The sequence below is a fragment of the Aminobacter aminovorans genome, from assembly GCF_900445235.1.
GTDB lineage: Bacteria > Pseudomonadota > Alphaproteobacteria > Rhizobiales > Rhizobiaceae > Aminobacter > Aminobacter aminovorans.
In genome coordinates this window covers 1,952,845-1,971,219 of record NZ_UFSM01000001.1, presented here as the reverse complement: position 1 = coordinate 1,971,219, position 18,375 = coordinate 1,952,845, and the positions used below count along the sequence as shown (strand labels likewise).

The following is an 18,375-nucleotide window of genomic DNA, read 5'->3' as shown; positions in this document are numbered from 1 at the left end:
AGCGCTCAAAGGCGGATCGTCTTGCCTTCCTTGGCAGACTTCAGCGCCGCATCGGCCAGCTTCAGCGCCATCAGGCCGTCCTTGCCGTCGGGCGAAATCTTGGCACCCTTGGTCACTGACGCGACAAATGCCGCGATCTCGGCGGCGTAGGCTTCGGTGTAGCGGGTCATGAAGAAGTCGTGTAGCGGCGGGCGGGTGTAGCCTTCGCCGTTGGCGACCTCGATCGACACGGCGCGCTGGTTCTCCGCCGCCACCATGCCGTCCGAACCATGAACCTCGATGCGCTGGTCATAGCCATAGGTGGCGCGGCGTGAATTGGTGATGACGCATTGTTGGCCGGTCGCGGTCTCCAGGATGACGCTGACGCTGTCGAAATCGCCAAGCTCGCCGATCTTCTTGTCGACCAGCACCGACGCCGTTGCCGTCACAGCCACCGGTTCGGCGCCGAGCAGGAACCGCGCCATGTCGAAGTCATGGATGGTCATGTCGCGGAAGATGCCGCCCGAACGCGTGATGTATTCCGCCGGCGGCGGGCCGGGATCGCGCGATGTGATCACCACCTGCTCGACCTTGCCGATGGCGCCGTCGTCTATCGCCTTGCGCACGGCTGCGAAATGCGGATCGAAGCGCCTGTTGAAGCCGACCATCAAAGTCCCGCCGGCCTTCTCGACCACGGCAAGGCACTGCTCGACACGCTTCGCGTCGAGATCGATCGGCTTCTCGCAGAACACCGCCTTGCCGGCGAGCACGAAGCGCTCGATCAGGTCGGCATGGGTGTCCGTCGGCGTGCAGATCACCACCGCGTCGATGTCGGTTGCTTCCTCGATCTGCTCGATCGTGCGCACGTCGCAGCCATAGGCCCCGGCGAGATCGTTCGCCGCCTTTTCGAAGGCGTCGGCGACAGCAACGAGCTTAGCCGAAGCGTTGGAGGCCACTGCCTTGGCGTGGACCTTGCCGATGCGGCCTGCGCCCAGAACACCGAACCGAACTGTCATGACAAACCTCATTTCCTTGGCCCGCACCGTCCGGGCCCGCAATCTTGATCTTTGGGGAGGGACCGCCCGCCGACGGGATGCCGGGCGGCCCGATTCTGACATGATCCCGAAAAGCGGGTACCGGTTTTCGGATTTGATCATTTCCGAAGGACTCTTTAAGCCTTCTTGCGCTTGTTCTGGCGGTGCTGGTCGATGATCACGGCCGCCACGATGATGATTCCCTTGATGATTTCCTGATAGTAGGCGCCGACCTTGAGGAAGGTGAAGCCCGACGTCAGCACACCTAGGATGATCGTGCCGATCACGGTGCCGGTGATGCGGCCGACGCCGCCGGACAGCGACGTGCCGCCGATGACCGCCGCAGCAATGGCGTCGAGTTCATAGGCGACGCCCATGCCCGGCTGGCCTGAAGCCGCACGCGCTGCCGTCATCACCCCTGCCAGGCCCGACAGCAGGCCGGCAATGGCGTAGACTTTGATCAGGTGCCCACCGATATTGATACCCGAGACGCGTGCGGCCTGCGGGTTGGCACCGATGGCATAGGTGAACTTGCCGTAGCGGGTGTAACCCAAAGCGATGTGGAAGATGACGGCCACCAGCAGGAACACGATGACCGGCAGCGGCAACGGAAAGCCCAGAATGTTGAAGCTCTTGCCGAACCAGGTGAAGCTGTCGTCAAGCAGCGCCACCGGCTGGCCGAGCGTATACCATTTGGCCAGGCCGCGCGCCGACACCATCATGCCGAGCGTTGCAATGAAGGGCGGAATCTTGGTTCGGGCGATCAGCGAGCCGTTGACGATGCCGGCGAGCAGGCCGACGCCGAGGCCAGCCAGGATCGCCCAGATCGGCGACATGTCGGTCAGCGCGGGATAGACGGCGCGTGGATTGGCCGATGTCTGCGCCAGGCTTGCCGCCACCATGGCGGCGAGGCCTACGACCGAGCCCGAAGACAGATCGACGCCGGCGGTGATGATCACCTGCGTCACGCCGACCGCGATAATGCCGATCACCGACACCTGCAGGATGATGATCGACAAGCGCTGCTTGTTGGCGAGGAAGCTGTCGCCGACGAAGATCCAGCCGAGAATCTCGAAGACGATGGCGATGCCGATCAGCACGCCGAGGATGGAAACCTCCGGCGGCAAGCGCTTCTTGCTTCCGATGACGTTCGCGGGACCCGCAATCTCGTTGGTCGACATGGTTCTTCCACCCTTGATCTCGTTGGCGCCGTCAGTGCGACGCGAGTTCCATGATTTTCACCTGGTTGGCCTCGGACCGGTCGAGGAAGCCAGTGACCCTACCCTCATGCACCACCATGATGCGGTCGCTCATGCCCAGCACCTCGGGCATCTCCGACGAGATCATGATGACCGCCACCCCCTGCCCAGCGAGCTTCGAGATCAGCCTGTGGATCTCGGCCTTGGCCCCGACATCGATGCCGCGAGTCGGCTCGTCGAGGATGAGGATTTTCGGCTTGGTCAAGAGCCAGCGCGCGATCAGCACCTTCTGCTGGTTACCGCCGGACAGATTGATGATCGGCTCAGCCATGTCGGGCGTCTTGACCCTGAGTGCCTGGCTGATCTCGACCGAATCCTTGCCAAGCTGCTTCTGTTGCACGAAACCGTTCTTGACGTATCCGGCCTGCAGCACGGCCATCTGGGTGTTTTCCTGGATGTCGAGCAGGAGGAAGCAACCTGTTTCCTTGCGATCCTCGGTCAGGAAAGCCATGCCGTGCTTCATGGCCGTGGCCGGGCTGTCGATGCGCACCGTCTTGCCGAACAGCTCGATCGTGCCGGCGTCGGCGGGCGTCACGCCGAAGATCGTCTCGGCGATATTCGAGCGGCCGGAGCCGACGAGGCCGGCGATGCCGAGGATTTCACCCGAGCGCACGTCGAAGGACACGTCGGAGAATACGCCCTTGAGCGTCAGTCCCTTCGCCGACAGCACCACGTCGCCGATGGGCACCTCTTGCTTGGGGAACATCTGGGTGATCTCGCGGCCCACCATCATGCGGATGATGTCGTCGCGGGTCACCTCGGTCGATGCCTTGGTTGCGATGTACTTGCCGTCGCGGAACACCGAAAACTCGTCTGCGATTTCGAACAGCTCGTTCATCTTGTGGGTGATGTAGATGATGCCTTTGCCCTGTTCGCGCAGGGCACGGATGATGGTGAACAGATGGTCGACCTCGCGCTCGGTCAGCGCCGACGTCGGCTCGTCCATGATCAGCACATCGGATTCGTAGGACACCGCCTTGGCGATCTCGACCATCTGGCGGCTGGCGACGCTGAGCGTGCCGACCTGGATGTCAGGATCGATGTCAATGTTGAGGCGCTTGAACAGCGCTGCCGTCTTGCGCCGCATCTCGCCATGGTCGATGAAACCGAACCGGCTTGTCGGCTCGCGCCTGATCCATATGTTCTCGGCCACCGTCATCGGCGCCATCAGGTTCAGTTCCTGATGGATCATGGCGATGCCATGTTCGAGCGCATCGAGCGGCCCACGTAGCTTGATGTCTTCGCCACGCAACTTGAAGCTGCCGGAATCGGGCGTGTAGATACCGGCCACGATCTTCATCAGCGTCGACTTGCCGGCGCCGTTCTCGCCCATCAGCGCATGCACGCTGCCGCGCTTGAGGCGAAGCTGGACATTGTCGAGGGCGACGACACCAGGAAATTCCTTGCGGACGTTCTCGACCTCGAGAAGATAGCCGCCATCCATCGCGGCACCGCCCGCAGGCGCCGCTTCCATCGTACCAGTGCTTTGCATGATTGGTCCTCCCAGGCCGGCCCGGCTTTCGTGCGGGGCGTGGTCCTTGTGGGGAAATGCGCCGCCGTTGGCCGACGGCGCATTGGTCAGATCATATCAGTTCTTGGTCGTGTACTGGTCCATGTTCGCCGGGGTCACCAGTTCGAACGGTACCCACACAGGCGACGTTACTGCTTCGCCCTTGGCAAGTTTCATCGCCGTTTCGACTGCACCGCCGCCTTGTGCCGCAGCGTTCTGGAAGACGGTCACGTCGAGGTCGCCGGCCTTCATGTAGGCGAGCGCTTCCTGGGTGGCGTCAACGCCGGCCACGATCACGCTCTTCATGTCCCAACCGGCCGCCTTCATGGCGTTGATGGCGCCGATCGCCATGTTGTCGTTGTTGGAAATGACTGCGTCCGGCTTGTGGCCGGCGGCGATCCAGTTGGTCATCAGGTCCTGTGCCTTGACCGGATCCCAGCCGGCGGTCTGCTCGTCGATGACGTTCAGCTTGACGCCGCATTCGCTGCCGGCATTCACGTCATGGATGTCCTTGGTGCGCATCACGGCTGCCTGGTTGGCGAGGTCGCCGACCATGATCAGGATGCCCGCTTCGGTCTTGCCGGCTTCCTTCAGGATGCGGCAAACCTCCTTGGTTTCCAGCGTGCCGGAATCGACTTCGTTGGAGCCGACGAAAGCGCCCTTCGCACCCAGCGCGCCGACGTCGATCGGCTCGCGGTTGACATAGACGATCGGAATGCCGGCGTCGTTGGCAAGCTTGGTCATCGGCCCGGTAGCCGAGGTGTCGACGGGGTTGACGATGATGGCATCGACCTTGGCGGCGATGAAGTTCTGGACCTGGCTGAGCTGCTTGTTGACGTCGTCATCGGCGATTTCGATGACGACCGGCTGGCTGGCATCGGCCGCCGACTTCTCGATGCCCTTGCGCAGGACAGTCAGGAAGGTGTCCGAATTGGCCATGCTGACGCCGATGTCGCCGGCGAACGCAGAACCGGCCATCAGTGCGGAAATGGCAACGCCGAGCAAATACTTCTTCATGATTACTCTCCTCCACGAATGGTGCCCGGCTGCACCCCGTTGTGCCGGAAGCCTGCGGCCACGCCTTAGGCTCATATCCACGGGCGCCACCATCGCTCCTCTGCGATGTCGATGCCGCCCGCCTCCCGATGGTGCCGACCCTGATTTCAGAATATTCGGGCCGTGTTTTTTCTATATGAAATGCTTATTCCATATTAAGGCCGAACGTCAAGAGACATTCCATCGCGCGCCGATCAATCTTGAGAAAACAACGAAGCGCGCCGCCCGGTCGCCCGGACGGCGCTGGATCGGATAACGATTTTGGCTGCGAGACTTCGATGTCAGACCCGCGAGCGGATGAACTCGATGCTCTCGGCGAGTGCTGCGCGCGGCACGGCGAGCTTCTGCACGACAGGCGAAAACGGCTCGAAGGAGAGCAATCCCTGATAGCCGCCCGAGACCAGCGCGCGGATCTGACCGACATTGTCGAGCCGGTCGCCCGCATCGACCAAAACGCGATGCGGGTCGCGCATGTCGGATACCGTGACAGTGGGATCGTCGACGCCCGAAATGTGCACCAGCCCGGTCATCCCCGGGAAGATGTCGGCCTCGCCGGCGAGATGGTGATGGAACGTGTCATGCACCATGCGGAACGTGGCCGCACCGTCGACATCCTCGATGGCTTCGGCCGCCTCACGCTTGGAGCGTAGCGAGCAGATCTCGAAGCCGAGCGGCTCGACGAGGCCACGCAGGCCACGGTCGCCGAAGATCGATTTCAACGCCGTCAACGCCACCCTGAGATTGCGTTGGCGCTCGCCATCGGCCTGGCCTGTACCGTCATTGACCGGCACCAGAACCAGCGCCATCGCCCCCACGTCACGGGCATAGTCGGCGAGTTCGATCGCCTCGGCCTCGCGCACGGCATTCCATTCGTTGAATCGCTGCAACGCGTTGATGGTCGCAATGGACATTCCATTTTCCGCAGCCTGCGCCTTGATGACCGCGGCCGGCGTGCCGTCGATGATGGCGTTGCCGGCAAGGTCATTGCGGATTTCGACGTCGCTCAGACCGAGTTCGCCGCACAATGCGAAGAACGCTGCCGGCTTCAAACCGGGAGCCACCATGTGGTTCAGCGCAAAAGTGAGCTTGCTGGTCATGCCGAATTTCTCCTCCGGGAGCGCGGGCGACGAGTTTCGATATTTCCATTCCAATCTACCTGCGAAATGGAATAGTCAATCCGAATCATGGTGAAAATCTATCATTTGCTGATAGAATCGTGTGGCCGAGCAACCAGTCGGCGCCGTGCGCTCAGATATTTTCCGGCAAGAAGATATCGAACGGCAGGAAGGTCTGCCCGGGAGCATTGGCCGCTCCCTCCTCGATCGCATGTACCATCAACCCGACAAGCTCGCGGCACAACGACGCCAGCGGCGTTGCGATCACCATCACTGCAAGATTGTCGGCGAGGGCCGCGCGCGTGTCCAAGGTGATCTCGTTGCAGATCAGTGCCGGCAGCGGATCGGGTCTTGCGTGCCGCAGCGCCGAGATCGCGCCTTCGATGCCGCCGCCAGCGACATAGCACCCGACGAGGTCGTCATGGCGCTGGAGCAGGTCTCCGACGACCTCATGAGTGATCTCATGCGACTCGTGATTGACGATCGTTTCGAGCAGCGTGAACGCGGGGGCGTGTTCACGAAAGAAGGCGCGAAAACCGATCTCCCGCAGTTCGTGACCGTGGAAGCGGTGGCTGCCGACGAACAGCGCCACCTTGCCCGGCCTGCGCGCACATTTCGAGATCATCCAGGCAGCGCTGCGCCCGACCTTGAGGTTGTCGATGCCGACGTAACCCTCACGAATGCCCGAAGCGAAATCCGACAGCAACGAGAAGACGGGAATACCGCGCTCCTTGAGTTCGGCGACCGCCGCCGTCACGGTCGGATGGTCAGGACTGACCAGTGCCACCGCATCGCAGTTCGCCGCCAGCCGCCGCAGCCGGTCCAGAATCTCTTCCGGCGCAAACGTATCGGCGAACTCGATGGCACCAGTGCCGCGAAAGCCGGTTGCCTGGGCGATCGCCTTTTCGAGCTCGCCGGCGAAGGCGCGATAGAACACATCCTTCGGCCGCAGCAGCACGAAGCCCAGCCGATACACCGGCAGCTCTTTGCGCATGCGCTGCGCGATCAGGCCGGCGGCGTGGTAGCCGATCGATGTCGCGGCCTCGTAGACGCGGCGCTGCGTTTCCTCACGTACCGGGAGGCGCCCGTTCAGCACGCGGTCGACGGTGGCGACGCTGACTCCTGAGGCCTGGGCGAGATCGGTGATGGTCGGGCGCTTGCTCATGTCCAATGCCTGGTTTTGCGTCCAGCTTAACTCAAGATGATGGAAAATGATAGAAACCATCATCACGTGATTGAAAATATCGCATCATGAGTTACCATTCTTCCAGTGAACGATATCCGGCGCCCGTCACGGATCCGTTTCCGACTTCCAGGGAGAGAGCCATGACCGTGACGCTTTCGGCGCGCGACTACAGCTTTGTGGGAGAAAGCGCGCGCCGCGCCGTCGAAAGCGGCCTCGCCGCTGCCGAGTGGTACCACACCGACATTCCGCGCAAGCAGATGAAGGAGCTGATGCAGCGCTCCGACGGCCCGGCCATCCGCGACACGGCGATCTGGCTCGGCCTGCTCGTCGCCTTCGGCGCTGCCGGTGCGGCGCTCTGGGGCAGTTGGTGGTGCGTGCCCTTCTTCCTCTGCTATGGCGTGCTCTACGGCTCGGCCACCGACTCGCGTTGGCACGAATGCGGCCACGGCACAGCCTTCAAGACGCCGTGGATGAACGACGCCGTTTACCAGATCGCCTGCTTCATGATCATGCGCAATCCGGTGACCTGGCGCTGGAGCCACACCCGCCACCACACCGACACCGTCATCGTCGGTCGCGATCCGGAAATCGCCGTCATGCGCCCGCCGGATCTTTTGCGCGTCGTGCTCAATTTCTTCGGGCTGCTCGATGCGTGGCACGCCATGGTCGACATGGTGCGCAACGCTGCAGGCGTGATCGGCAAGGAAGAGAAGTCCTTCATTCCCGAGAGCGAACAGCCAAAAGCCATTCGTATCGCCCGCATCTGGCTCGCCATCTATGTGGTCACCGTTACGCTCGCGCTCTATCGCGGCTCATGGCTGCCGCTGATGCTTGTCGGACTGCCCCGCCTCTATGGCGCCTGGCATCACGTGCTGACCGGCCTGCTGCAGCATGGCGGCCTCGCCGACAACGTCATCGACCACCGTCTCAACAGCCGCACCGTGCTGATGAACCCCATCAGCCGCTTCATCTATTGGAACATGAACTATCACGTCGAACATCACATGTTCCCGATGGTGCCGTATCACGCGCTGCCAAAGCTGCACGAGATGATCAAGCACGACCTACCGGCGCCTAGCTCCTCCATATGGCAAGGCTACCGCGAGATGCTGCCGGCCTTCGTCCGCCAGCTCCGCAATGAGGACTACTTCGTCAAGCGCGAGCTGCCGCCTACGGCACGGCCCTACCGCGAGGAATTCCATAGCGAGACGGCGCTGGCTGCCGAATAGCCGTTCAAAACCGAGGAGAGAGACATGAGCGACTGGATCGAGGCCTGCGCGGCCGACGACATCGACGAGGAAGACGTGATCCGCTTCGACCATGCCGGGCGCACCTTCGCGCTGTACCGTAGCCCGGAGGACGAATTCTTCGCCACTGACGGCTTGTGCACCCACGAGCAGATCCACCTGTCGCAGGGCCTGGTCATGGGCGACATCATCGAATGCCCCAAGCACAATGGCCGCTTCAACTACAAGACCGGTGCCGCGCGCGGCGCACCCGTCTGCGTCAACCTCAGGACCTATCCGGTGAAAATCGACGCCGGCAAGGTCTTCATCCAGCTGGGCTGACTGACATGACGGCGGGAATGATCATCATCGGCGCTGGCGAATGCGGTACACGCGCAGCCTTCGCCCTGCGGGAAACCGGCTATGACGGCGCCATCACGCTTGTCGGCGCGGAAACGCATCTGCCTTATGAACGGCCGCCGCTATCCAAGGAAGCGATGACGTCAACCGATGCGCCCGCCCTCAAGGTGATCGCCGACGCCGCCCGCCTAACCGAACATCGAATTGAATTGCTCGGCGCCACCTCGGCAACATCGATCGACCGCGCCAACCACTCCGTCCGCCTCACCAACGGCTCCGATCTCGATTACGACAAGCTTTTGATCGCCACCGGCGCCGTCCCTCGAAGGCTGCCGCTTGCCGGGCTCGGCTCGCATTGTGTCTATCTCCGAACATTCGACGATGCGCTCGCCATCCGATCACATCTCGGCCCCGGCCGCCGGATGGCTATCGTCGGCGGTGGCTTCATCGGCCTTGAGCTCGCCGCATCCGCCCGCAAGCTCGGTGCAGACGTCACCGTCATTGAAGCGCAGCCGCGCATCCTGATGCGCAGCGTGCCGGAAGAAATCGCAACCGTCGTCCACGAGGCGCATGAGGCCGAAGGTGTCGACATCATCTGCGGCGACGGCATCGCGACCATCGACGACGGGGCCGGCGGCGTCCTTATCACGCTTGCCAGCGGTCTGCAGGTTACGGCCGATCTCGCCATCATCGGTATCGGCGCCGTGCCCGTCACGACACTGGCCGAAACCGCCGGCCTCACCCTCAACAACGGCATCGCCGTCGACGCGCAGCTACGCACCAGCGACCCTGACATCTTCGCAGCCGGCGACTGCTGCTCTTTCCCCCTGGCCGTCTATGGCGGCCGCCGCGTCCGGCTGGAGGCCTGGCGCAACGCCCAGGAGCATGGCGCGCTTGCCGCGCGCAACATGCTGGGTGCAGAGGACGTTCATGCCTGTGTTCCCTGGTTCTGGTCCGACCAGCTCGGACTCAGCCTGCAGATCGCCGGCCTGCCCGACGAAAGTGAACGCACAGTGCGCCGCGACCTCGACGACGCCGCCTTCATCCTGTTCCATCTCAAGCAGGACGGCCGGCTGGTCGCGGCCAGCGGCATCGGTCAGGGCAATGCGGTGGCGCGCGATATCCGCCTCGCCGAGATGTTGATCGCAAGGTCGGCCTACCCCGACATCGACGCACTGGCCGCCCCCTCGGTCAAGCTCAAGAGCCTGCTCGCCGCCTAAGACCAGGACGCGCGAGCGGCGTGGCAAAAGCCGCTTGAGAATCGCGCCGGTTTGCAGGACTCTGCGCTCAGCGCGAGAGCCGCGCGGAGCAAACGACAATGCCGATCAAAGAATTCGGTCAGTTGGCCGACGGCACGGTGGTGCAGGCGATCGACATCGCCGCCGAGGGCATCGCTGCGAGGGTCCTCACCTTCGGCGCGACGCTTGCCGATCTCGTCGTCACGACGACCGACGGCCCACGCTCGGTCATCCTCGGCTTCGACGATCTCGACGGTTATCTCAGCCATGGCGGATATTTCGGCGCCATCGCCGGGCGCTGCGCCAACCGCATCGCCGGCGGCAGCTTCGAGCTCGATGGCAACATGTTCCAGCTCGATCTCAACGAGGCCGGCCGCACACATCTCCATGGCGGCAGCGACGGGTTCTTCCGCCGCAACTGGCTCGTCGTCGACGCAAACGACAGTTCGGTGTTGCTGGCGCTGATCTCGCAGGCAGGCGATCAGGGTTATCCTGGCAAGGTCATCGCCACGTGCCGTTATGCGCTCAACGCCAGTCGCCTCACCATTGCGCTCGGGGCCCGTGCCGATGCTCCCACATTGGTCAATCTGGCCACCCACGCTTACTTCAATCTCGACGGTGGCGGCTCGATCCTCGACCATCGTCTGAAGATCGCCGCCGAGGCTTACACACCTGTCGACGCGAACAACATCCCGACCGGCGAGGTGCCAGCCGTCGACGGCACGCCGTTCGATTTCCGTCAGCTTCGCCCGGTCCGTAACGGAGTGGACGAGGCGCACAGCCCTTATGACCACAACTGGGTACTTGCCATGCAGCCGGCGCCCGAGCCGTGGCATGCGGCGCGGCTCGAAGGCCCGCTTTCCGGTATCCGGCTCGACCTCTGGACGACCGAGCCCGGGCTACAGTTCTATGACGGTGCCTTCCTCCCGGTTGCCCCGCCTTTGCGCGGCGGCATCGCATCCGTGCGTCACGGTGCGCTGTGCCTTGAGCCACAGCGCTTCCCCGACGCCATCCACCACCCGCACTTTCCAAGCGCGGTGCTGCGGCCTGACGAGATATATTCGCAGGTCACCGAGTATCGCTTCTCGATGGTGGAATAGGCTCCTAGACCCAGCCACCATCGACGACAAAGTTCTGCGCCGTGCACATGCTGGAATCGTCTGCCGCGAGGAACAACGCCATGCGCGCAATGTCGTCGGGCATGACGCGCCCAGCCAGGCACTGGCTCTTGTCGATCTCGGCATTGGCGGCATCGTCGACCCAGAGCTCGAGCTGGCGTTTGGTCATCACCCAGCCCGGCACCAGCGTATTCACCCGGATACCATGTTTGCCCAGATCGCGGGCGAAGGATCGCGTCATGCCGTGCACGGCAGCTTTGGAAGCGGCATAGGCAGGATAGCCGCCCGATGCCTTCATCCAGCCGATCGAACCGAGATTGACGATTGCGCCGCCGCCGGCGGCAATCATGCCCGGCGCCACCGCCTGGATGGCGAAGAACGAGTGCCGCAGATTGACCGCGACACGGGCATCGAAGTACTCGGGCGTCACATCGCGCCAATCGTGCCGAGTGTCATTGGCCGCGTTGTTGACCAGCGCTAAGGTCGGGCCGTGCAATGCCTCGATCCCGGCGATAGCCGCGCGATAGGCCGCGATGTCGGTGATGTCGCAGGCGCGGAAGGCAATCGAGGCGCCGAGGCTCGCCAGTTCTTCGGCAAGCGCCCTGCCCTCTGTTTCGGCGAGATCGACGAACCCGACCTTCGCGCCCTGGGCAACGAAGCTGCGCACCAGTGCCTCGCCGATCCCTGTCGCACCGCCGGAGACAAGCACCGCCCGGCCGACCAGGCTCGGATATGTCGCCATTGTGATGTCATTCATCGCCATCACCTCACAATGTCCTGACCGCAACCGGCGCCGCAGCGCGCGCCTGCTTCAGCGGATTGCGCAGCGCCAGTCCGAACTCTGCCGCTTCGATCTCGAACACGTCGCCCGGTTCGGCCTTCACGCCGTCGGCGAAGGACAGGGTGGCGGTGCCGAACATGTGCACATGCACGTCGCCAGGCTGGCGGAACACGCCATATTTGAAATGGTGGTGCTCGAGATTGGCTATGGTGTGGGACATGTTGGCTTCGCCCGACAGGAATGGCTTTTCCCAGATCGTCTTGCCGGCGCGGATGATGCGCGACGTGCCTTTGATGTCGGCAGGCAGTTCACCGACCAGTATCTCCGGGCCGAACGAGGCGTTCCTCAGCTTCGAATGGGCGAGATAAAGATAGTTGATCCGCTCGGTCACGTGGTCGGAGAACTCGTTGGCGAGCGCAAAACCGATGCGGTAGGGCGTGCCATCGTCACCGATGAGATAGATCCCGGCAATCTCCGGCTCCTCGCCGGCATCGAGCGCGAAATGCGGCGACACCAGCGGCTTGCCGGGATCGACAACCATGTTGCCGTTGCCCTTGTAGAACCATTCCGGCTGCACGCCTGCCTGGCCTCGCGCTGGCCTGCCGCTCTCCAGCCCCATTCGGAACATCTTCATGGAATCGGTCAGCGCGTCCTCGCCGCTGGCGTCCAGCTTCTTGTGCATGCTGTCACGCGTCGCCGCCGAGCCGAGATGGGTAAGCCCGGTGCCGGTCAGATGCAGATGCGCCGGATCGGGATGCCTGACCGGCGATAGCACCTGGCCGGCGCGAATTGCTGCCTCCAGATCGACTGCCTCGCCAAGGCCGCGGTCGGCGACGATGGTCGCAAGCGTCGTTCCGGCACGGACTGCCTCCAGCGCCAGCGCGTAGATCGATTTGGCGTCGTTGACCAGCCGCGCGGTCCCGCCCTCCCTCATGGCCACCCGGCTCTTGCCGTCGGCCAGGACTATCTGGGACATCAACATTCCTGCACTCCTTTCGTCTCGCCCCGGGCCGGCCTCTTTTCCGGCGCCCGGCAAAACCTTCCCATCGCGCCACGCAGTTGCGCCGCGCGCCTGACTTGTTGTCTTCGAGATTGCGGGCCCGCTCCTCCGGGTGCCGCAGCCGGTCGCTCCCCGCGGCCTAGGCCTTCTTCTTGTTGTAGAGGTCGAAGGCGACAGCCCCGAGCAGCACCAGGCCCTTGATCACCTGCTGCCAGTCGATGTTGATGCCCATGATCGACATGCCGTTGTTCATCACGCCCATGATGAAGGCGCCGATGACCGCGCCCGCCACCTGGCCGACGCCACCCAACGCAGAAGCACCGCCGATAAACACCGCAGCAATGACGTCGAGTTCCATGCCGGCACCTGCCTTTGGCGTCGCCATGTTGAGGCGGGCAGCAAAGATCAGGCCGGCAAGGGCTGCCAACGCGCCCATGATGGCGAAGATGTAGAATGTCAGTCGCTCGGTGTGGATACCCGAGAGTGCAGCCGCCTTGACATTGCCACCCATCGCATAGATGCGCCGGCCAAAGGTCATGCGCTTGGTCACGAAAACGAACGCGGCGATGAGCACGCCCATGACGACAAGCACGTTGGGCAGGCCGCGATAGGATGCCAGCATGTAGAGAAGGAAGAGCACGATACCGGCCATGACGGCGTTCTTCAGCACGAAGAAACCGAACGGCTCGGCGTCATAACCGTGGCTCTCGCGGTTGCGCCGGCTCTTGAGCGCGGCATAGAGCATGCCCGCCACGATCAGCAGGGCGATGACGATGGTGGTCGCATGCAGTTTGACCCCGCCAATGGTCCACGGGCCGATCGGGTCGGGAATGAAACCGGCCGACAACATCTGGAATTCCGGCTGGAACGGTCCGACCGAGCGTCCGCCGAGCAGCCACAGTGCCAGCCCCTTGAACACCAGCATGCCGGCAAGCGTGACAATGAAGGACGGGATCTTCATGTAGGCGATGAAGTAGCCCTGCACACCACCGATGACGGCGCCGACGCATATGCACATCAGCCCGGCAAGAAACGGGTTGATGCCGAAATCCACCATCAGCACCGCGGCCACCGCGCCGATAAACCCAGCCACAGAGCCGACCGACAGGTCGATGTGCCCAGCGACGATCACCAGCAGCATGCCGAGCGCCATGACGATGATGTAGGAGTTCTGCAGGATCAGGTTGGTCAGGTTGACCGGCTTGAACAGCACGCCGTTGGTGGTGAACTGGAAGAAGATCATGATGGCGATAAGCGCCAGCACCAGCCCGTATTCGCGCAGATTGGCCTTGATCGCGTCCTGCGCCGTAGCCTTTGCGGAATTGACCGTGGGAACAGCTGTCTCCGTGCTCATGCTGCTTTCTCCTCACCGCGGACGATCGCCCGCATAATCTTTTCCTGGCTCGCCTCGCTGGCCTTCATCTCGCCGACGATCCGCCCCTCGTTGAGCACATAGATGCGGTCGCAGATGCCGAGCAGTTCCGGCATCTCCGACGAGATTACCAATATGCCTTTGCCCTCGTCGGCGAGCTTGTTGATGATCGTGTAGATTTCATATTTGGCTCCGACATCGATGCCGCGCGTCGGCTCGTCGAGGATCAGCACGTCTGGATTGGCAAACAGCCACTTTGACAGCACCACCTTCTGCTGGTTGCCGCCGGAAAGGTTGCCGGTGATCTGGTATACGCTGGACGAGCGGATGTTCGTCTTCTTTCGGTATTCGTTGGCGGCCCGGACTTCGACATTGTCGTCGATCACACCCGATCGTGACGACACGGCCGGCAGGTTGGCGACGGTCACGTTGTGCTTGATGTGGTCGATCAGGTTGAGCCCGTAGACCTTGCGGTCCTCGGTGGCGTAAGCGAGGCCTGCCTTGACCGCCTTGCCGACCGTCGAGGTATCGGCCGGCTTGCCATGCAACAGCACGTCGCCGGTGATGTTTGTGCCATAGGACCTGCCGAAGACGCTCATCGCCAACTCGGTACGCCCCGCCCCCATCAATCCGGCGATGCCGACGACTTCGCCCTTGCGCACCGAGAGGTTGACGTTCTTGATGATCTGCCGCTCCGGATGCAGCGGATGATGGACCGACCAGTTCTTCACCTCGAAGATGGTCTCGCCGATCACAGGCTCGCGGTGCGGGTAACGGTTCTCGAGGCTGCGGCCGACCATGGAGGTGACGATGCGGTCCTCGGTGATGTCGGCCTTGTCCATCGTCTCGATCGACTGGCCGTCGCGGATGATGGTGATCTGATCGGCGATGCGCTTGATCTCGTTGAGCTTGTGCGAAATCATGATCGAGGTCATGCCTTGCGCCTTGAACTCGACCAGCAGGTCGAGCAGCGACTGGCTGTCCTTCTCCGACAGCGAGGCGGTCGGCTCGTCGAGGATCAACAGCCGAACGTCCTTGGCCAGCGCCTTGGCGATTTCCACCAGTTGCTGCTTGCCGGTGCCGATGTTGGTGATCAGCGTATCGGGGTCCTCGCGCAGGCCGACCTTCTTCAGCAGCTCGGCAGCGCGGCGGCGGACCTTGTCCCAGTTGATGATGCCATTGGTCGCCTGCTCGTTGCCCAGGAACATGTTCTCGGCGATCGACAGCATCGGCACCAGCGCAAGCTCCTGGTGGATGATGACGATGCCGCGTTTTTCGGAATCATGGATGCCGTTGAAGCGGCATTCGTTGCCTTCGTAGCGGATGTCGCCGGAATAGCTGCCGAACGGGTAAACGCCCGAGAGGACCTTCATCAGCGTCGACTTGCCGGCACCGTTCTCGCCGCAGATGGCGTGAATGTCGCCGCGCCTCACCTTGAGATTGACGTTCTCGAGCGCCTTGACGCCTGGGAAGGTCTTGGTGATGTCGCGCATTTCCAGAATGATGTCGTCACTCATGGTCCCTCGCTCGAAGTGGCGCCCCGCCTCTCCAGGAAAATGCACCCGGATACGGAGGTAGCGTACTCTCTTTGGAACGGAGCTCCACCCCCTCCTTGCGCGCGTTGCGACACGCGCCCGCGCCCGGCATTGGCTGCCTTCGGCGTTGAGGCCGGAAGCCCGCCAAGCGGGTATCCGGTGCCTTGAACCGCTCCCCGCAATTGCACAGGGAGCGGCAAAGCGGGAGGCTTACTTGATGTCTTCGGCCTTGATGTAGCCGGAGTCGACCAGGACCTTCTGGATGTCGTCCTTGACCACCGACACCGGCACCAGCAGGTAGGACGGGACCACCTTGACGCCGTTGTTGTAGGTCTTCTCGTCGTTGATCTCGGGCTTGCCGCCGGAGAGCGCCGCATCGACAAGGTTCGCGGTCACCTTGGCAAGCTCGCGCGTGTCCTTGAACACCGTCGAGTACTGCTCGCCGGCGATCATTGCCTTGACCGAAGGCACTTCGGCATCCTGACCGGAAATGATCGGCCAAGGCTGTTCTGCCGTGCCGTAGCCGACGCCGCGGAGCGACGAGATGATGCCGCGCGACAGGCCGTCATAGGGCGCAAGCACTGCGTCGACACGGCTGCCGTCGGAGTAGTTGGCCGACAGGATGTTGTCCATGCGGGCCTGCGCAACCGCCGCATCCCAGCGCAGCGTGCCGACCTTTTCCATGCCCATCTGGCCCGACTTGACGACCAGCGTGCCCTTGTCGATCAGCGGCTGCAGCACCGACATGGCGCCGTCATAGAAGAAGAAGGCGTTGTTATCGTCGGGCGAACCGCCGAACAGCTCGATGTTGAACGGACCCGGCTTCTCGGGATAGCCGAGGCCCTTGAGCAGAGAGTCTGCCTGGAGGACGCCGACCTTGAAATTGTCGAAGGTGGTATAGTAGTCGACATTGCCGCTGTCGCGGATCAGGCGGTCATAGGCGATGACCTTGACGCCCTTGTCGGCGGCCTGCTGCAGCACCGCCGAAAGCGTGGTTCCGTCGATCGAGGCGATGATCAGGGCCTTGGCGTCCTTGGTCACCATGTTCTCGATCTGGGCGAGCTGGTTCGGGATATCGTCTTCGGCATACTGCATGTCGATGGTATAGCCCTTGGCTTCCAGGGCCGCCTTGAGCGCGTCGCCGTCGTTGATCCAGCGCAGTGACGACTTGGTCGGCATGGCAATACCAATCGTCCCCTTGTCCTGGGCGTGGGCCTGATAGGACATTGCGGCGAGGCCGACCGCGAGGGCGGCTACGAACGTCTTGATGATCTTCACCTTCTCTCTCCCTTGTGAAGTGCCGGCGCGCGGACGCAAGCGCTCGCGCGTGGCCCCGCCATGAACGGCGCGGCAAAGCCAGATTATGCGTATTCCTCCCAAAAGGACGCGAGCCCTGCGTTTCCTCCGCTCGATGCTCCAGCGCCCGGCTGGCTGACATCGAACTCGCGACGGTTTCAGCGTCGGGGAATGTGGCATAACAGTCAAATGCAAAATCGGCTGTACAGCATATCATTTCTGATATGCTTTAGAGCCAGCTTCCAAAGCTGCGCGGGAGGGAAGACGCGATGGCCGACATTCGGAACGACGCCAGGATAAGCGGCACTAGCCTGCGCATCAACGACAACGAGACCTTGCTGCGCAGCGGCCTCAAGCTCCGCCACATGCGCATGGTGGTGGCTCTTGAAGATCACGGCCAGATCAGCGCCGCGGCCCAGGTCATGAACATCTCCCAGCCTGCCGCATCGCGCATGATCTCAGAGGTCGAAGATATACTGGGCGTGCAGATCTGCGAGAGGCTGCCGCGCGGCATCAGGCTTACACCTTATGGCGCAGCCCTCGCCCGCCGTGGGCGCGCCATCCTGCTCGAGATGCAGCAGGTCGACCGTGAGATCTCCGACCTCAAATCCGGCAAGGGCGGCTCGGTCGCCATGGGCGCGGTGACCGCACCGGCAATCGAACTGGCGGTGCCGGCCATCCGCAAGATCCGCGAACGTTATCCACGCATCGAGATCAGCGTGCAGATCGAGACCAGCGCCGTCCTGGCACGCGAGCTTTTGGCCTCGCGCCACGATTTCATCGTTGCCCGTGTGCCCGACGATCTCGACCCACGCCTGTTCGAAAGCCGCATCATCGGAATCGAAAAGGCCTGCCTCATCGTCCGCCGCGACCATCCGCTGGCCGGCTCCGGCACTGTTCCGCTGGAACGCCTCGCCGAGTTCGATTGGGTGTTCCAGCCCGGCGGTTCGCTGCTGCGCCAGACCGTGCAGGGCATCTTCATGAGCCGCAACGTCCGCATGCCCGACCGCATCCTCAACACCAGCTCGCTGCTGCTGACGCTGGTGATGGTGGCGCAGTCGGATGCCATCGCCCCGATCGCCATCGACGTCGCCAAATTCGTCAACAGCAAGAGCGGGCTTGACGGCACGATCGAGATCCTGCCGATCGCCTTCGACATCAACGTCCAGCCCTACAGCCTGATCACCGTGCGCGGCCGCACACTGTCACCGACAGCGCAGTTGCTGCACGACCACATCCTGCGTGAGATCGCATAGGCGACCTTACGCGACCGCAGTTCCGCGCCCTCACGAAGTGAGGAGAGTTGGCCC

General features: G+C 62.8%; 16 protein-coding genes. 5 read left to right on the top strand and 11 right to left on the bottom strand.

The features are described from left to right. Nucleotides 1–5: 5 nt before the first annotated feature. The 6 genes from iolG to DY201_RS09620 all read right to left on the bottom strand — a co-directional run bounded on the left by iolG (nt 6) and on the right by DY201_RS09620 (nt 7,118). Complete coding sequence (gene iolG, locus DY201_RS09645) at nt 6–995, bottom strand: inositol 2-dehydrogenase (protein WP_115731012.1); 990 nt, start codon at nt 993–995, stop codon at nt 6–8. A gap of 155 nt (nt 996–1,150) precedes the next feature. Then, nucleotides 1,151–2,194 (bottom strand): ABC transporter permease, encoded by a 1,044-nt coding sequence (locus DY201_RS09640; protein WP_115731011.1) that lies wholly within the window; start codon nt 2,192–2,194, stop codon nt 1,151–1,153. A 31-nt stretch (nt 2,195–2,225) separates the two neighbouring features. Further along, nucleotides 2,226–3,764: a sugar ABC transporter ATP-binding protein gene (locus DY201_RS09635; protein WP_245431944.1), complete on the bottom strand. Its 1,539-nt coding sequence runs from the start codon at nt 3,762–3,764 to the stop codon at nt 2,226–2,228. A gap of 96 nt (nt 3,765–3,860) precedes the next feature. After that, complete coding sequence (locus DY201_RS09630) at nt 3,861–4,799, bottom strand: substrate-binding domain-containing protein (protein ID WP_115731009.1); 939 nt, start codon at nt 4,797–4,799, stop codon at nt 3,861–3,863. A 320-nt stretch (nt 4,800–5,119) separates the two neighbouring features. Then, nucleotides 5,120–5,935 carry a TIM barrel protein gene (locus DY201_RS09625; RefSeq protein ID WP_115731008.1) on the bottom strand — a complete coding sequence of 272 codons (816 nt, stop codon included), beginning with the start codon at nt 5,933–5,935 and terminating at the stop codon, nt 5,120–5,122. 151 nt (nt 5,936–6,086) lie between these two features. Then, nucleotides 6,087–7,118 (bottom strand): LacI family DNA-binding transcriptional regulator, encoded by a 1,032-nt coding sequence (locus DY201_RS09620; RefSeq protein WP_115731007.1) that lies wholly within the window; start codon nt 7,116–7,118, stop codon nt 6,087–6,089. Between the two features lie 161 nt (nt 7,119–7,279). Between DY201_RS09620 and DY201_RS09615 the strand changes: the two genes are divergently transcribed. The 4 genes from DY201_RS09615 (at nt 7,280) to DY201_RS09600 (ending at nt 11,063) form a co-directional block, all read left to right on the top strand. After that, on the top strand, nt 7,280–8,368 hold the full coding sequence (locus DY201_RS09615) for a fatty acid desaturase family protein (protein ID WP_115731006.1): 1,089 nt from the start codon (nt 7,280–7,282) through the stop codon (nt 8,366–8,368). Between the two features lie 24 nt (nt 8,369–8,392). Beyond that, entirely contained in the window at nt 8,393–8,707 is a 315-nt protein-coding gene (locus DY201_RS09610) for a MocE family 2Fe-2S type ferredoxin (protein ID WP_067958664.1), read from the top strand. 5 nt (nt 8,708–8,712) lie between these two features. Next, nucleotides 8,713–9,945, top strand: a complete 1,233-nt coding sequence (locus DY201_RS09605; RefSeq protein ID WP_115731005.1) for an NAD(P)/FAD-dependent oxidoreductase — start codon at nt 8,713–8,715, stop codon at nt 9,943–9,945. Nucleotides 9,946–10,043: 98 nt separating this feature from the next. Beyond that, on the top strand, nt 10,044–11,063 hold the full coding sequence (locus tag DY201_RS09600) for an aldose epimerase family protein (protein ID WP_115731004.1): 1,020 nt from the start codon (nt 10,044–10,046) through the stop codon (nt 11,061–11,063). Nucleotides 11,064–11,067: 4 nt separating this feature from the next. Here DY201_RS09600 and DY201_RS09595 read toward each other — a convergent pair whose 3' ends face one another. From DY201_RS09595 to chvE, 5 genes are all read right to left on the bottom strand, one after another. Next, on the bottom strand, nt 11,068–11,838 hold the full coding sequence (locus DY201_RS09595; RefSeq protein WP_115733695.1) for an SDR family NAD(P)-dependent oxidoreductase: 771 nt from the start codon (nt 11,836–11,838) through the stop codon (nt 11,068–11,070). 10 nt (nt 11,839–11,848) lie between these two features. Further along, on the bottom strand, nt 11,849–12,844 hold the full coding sequence (gene araD1 / locus DY201_RS09590) for an AraD1 family protein (RefSeq protein ID WP_115731003.1): 996 nt from the start codon (nt 12,842–12,844) through the stop codon (nt 11,849–11,851). A 157-nt stretch (nt 12,845–13,001) separates the two neighbouring features. Continuing rightward, complete coding sequence (gene mmsB / locus DY201_RS09585) at nt 13,002–14,216, bottom strand: multiple monosaccharide ABC transporter permease (protein ID WP_115731002.1); 1,215 nt, start codon at nt 14,214–14,216, stop codon at nt 13,002–13,004. After that, the gene (mmsA, locus tag DY201_RS09580) at nt 14,213–15,751 is read right to left on the bottom strand and encodes a multiple monosaccharide ABC transporter ATP-binding protein (RefSeq protein WP_115731001.1); all 1,539 of its coding nucleotides are present in this window, start codon (nt 15,749–15,751) and stop codon (nt 14,213–14,215) included. Before mmsA ends, mmsB begins: the two co-directional genes overlap by 4 nt. Before the next feature lie 228 nt (nt 15,752–15,979). After that, complete coding sequence (chvE, locus tag DY201_RS09575; RefSeq protein ID WP_425358757.1) at nt 15,980–16,996, bottom strand: multiple monosaccharide ABC transporter substrate-binding protein; 1,017 nt, start codon at nt 16,994–16,996, stop codon at nt 15,980–15,982. A gap of 338 nt (nt 16,997–17,334) precedes the next feature. Between chvE and DY201_RS09570 the strand changes: the two genes are divergently transcribed. After that, nucleotides 17,335–18,321, top strand: coding sequence for a LysR family transcriptional regulator (locus DY201_RS09570; protein WP_115730999.1), 987 nt, complete (start codon nt 17,335–17,337; stop codon nt 18,319–18,321). Nucleotides 18,322–18,375 lie beyond the last annotated feature (54 nt).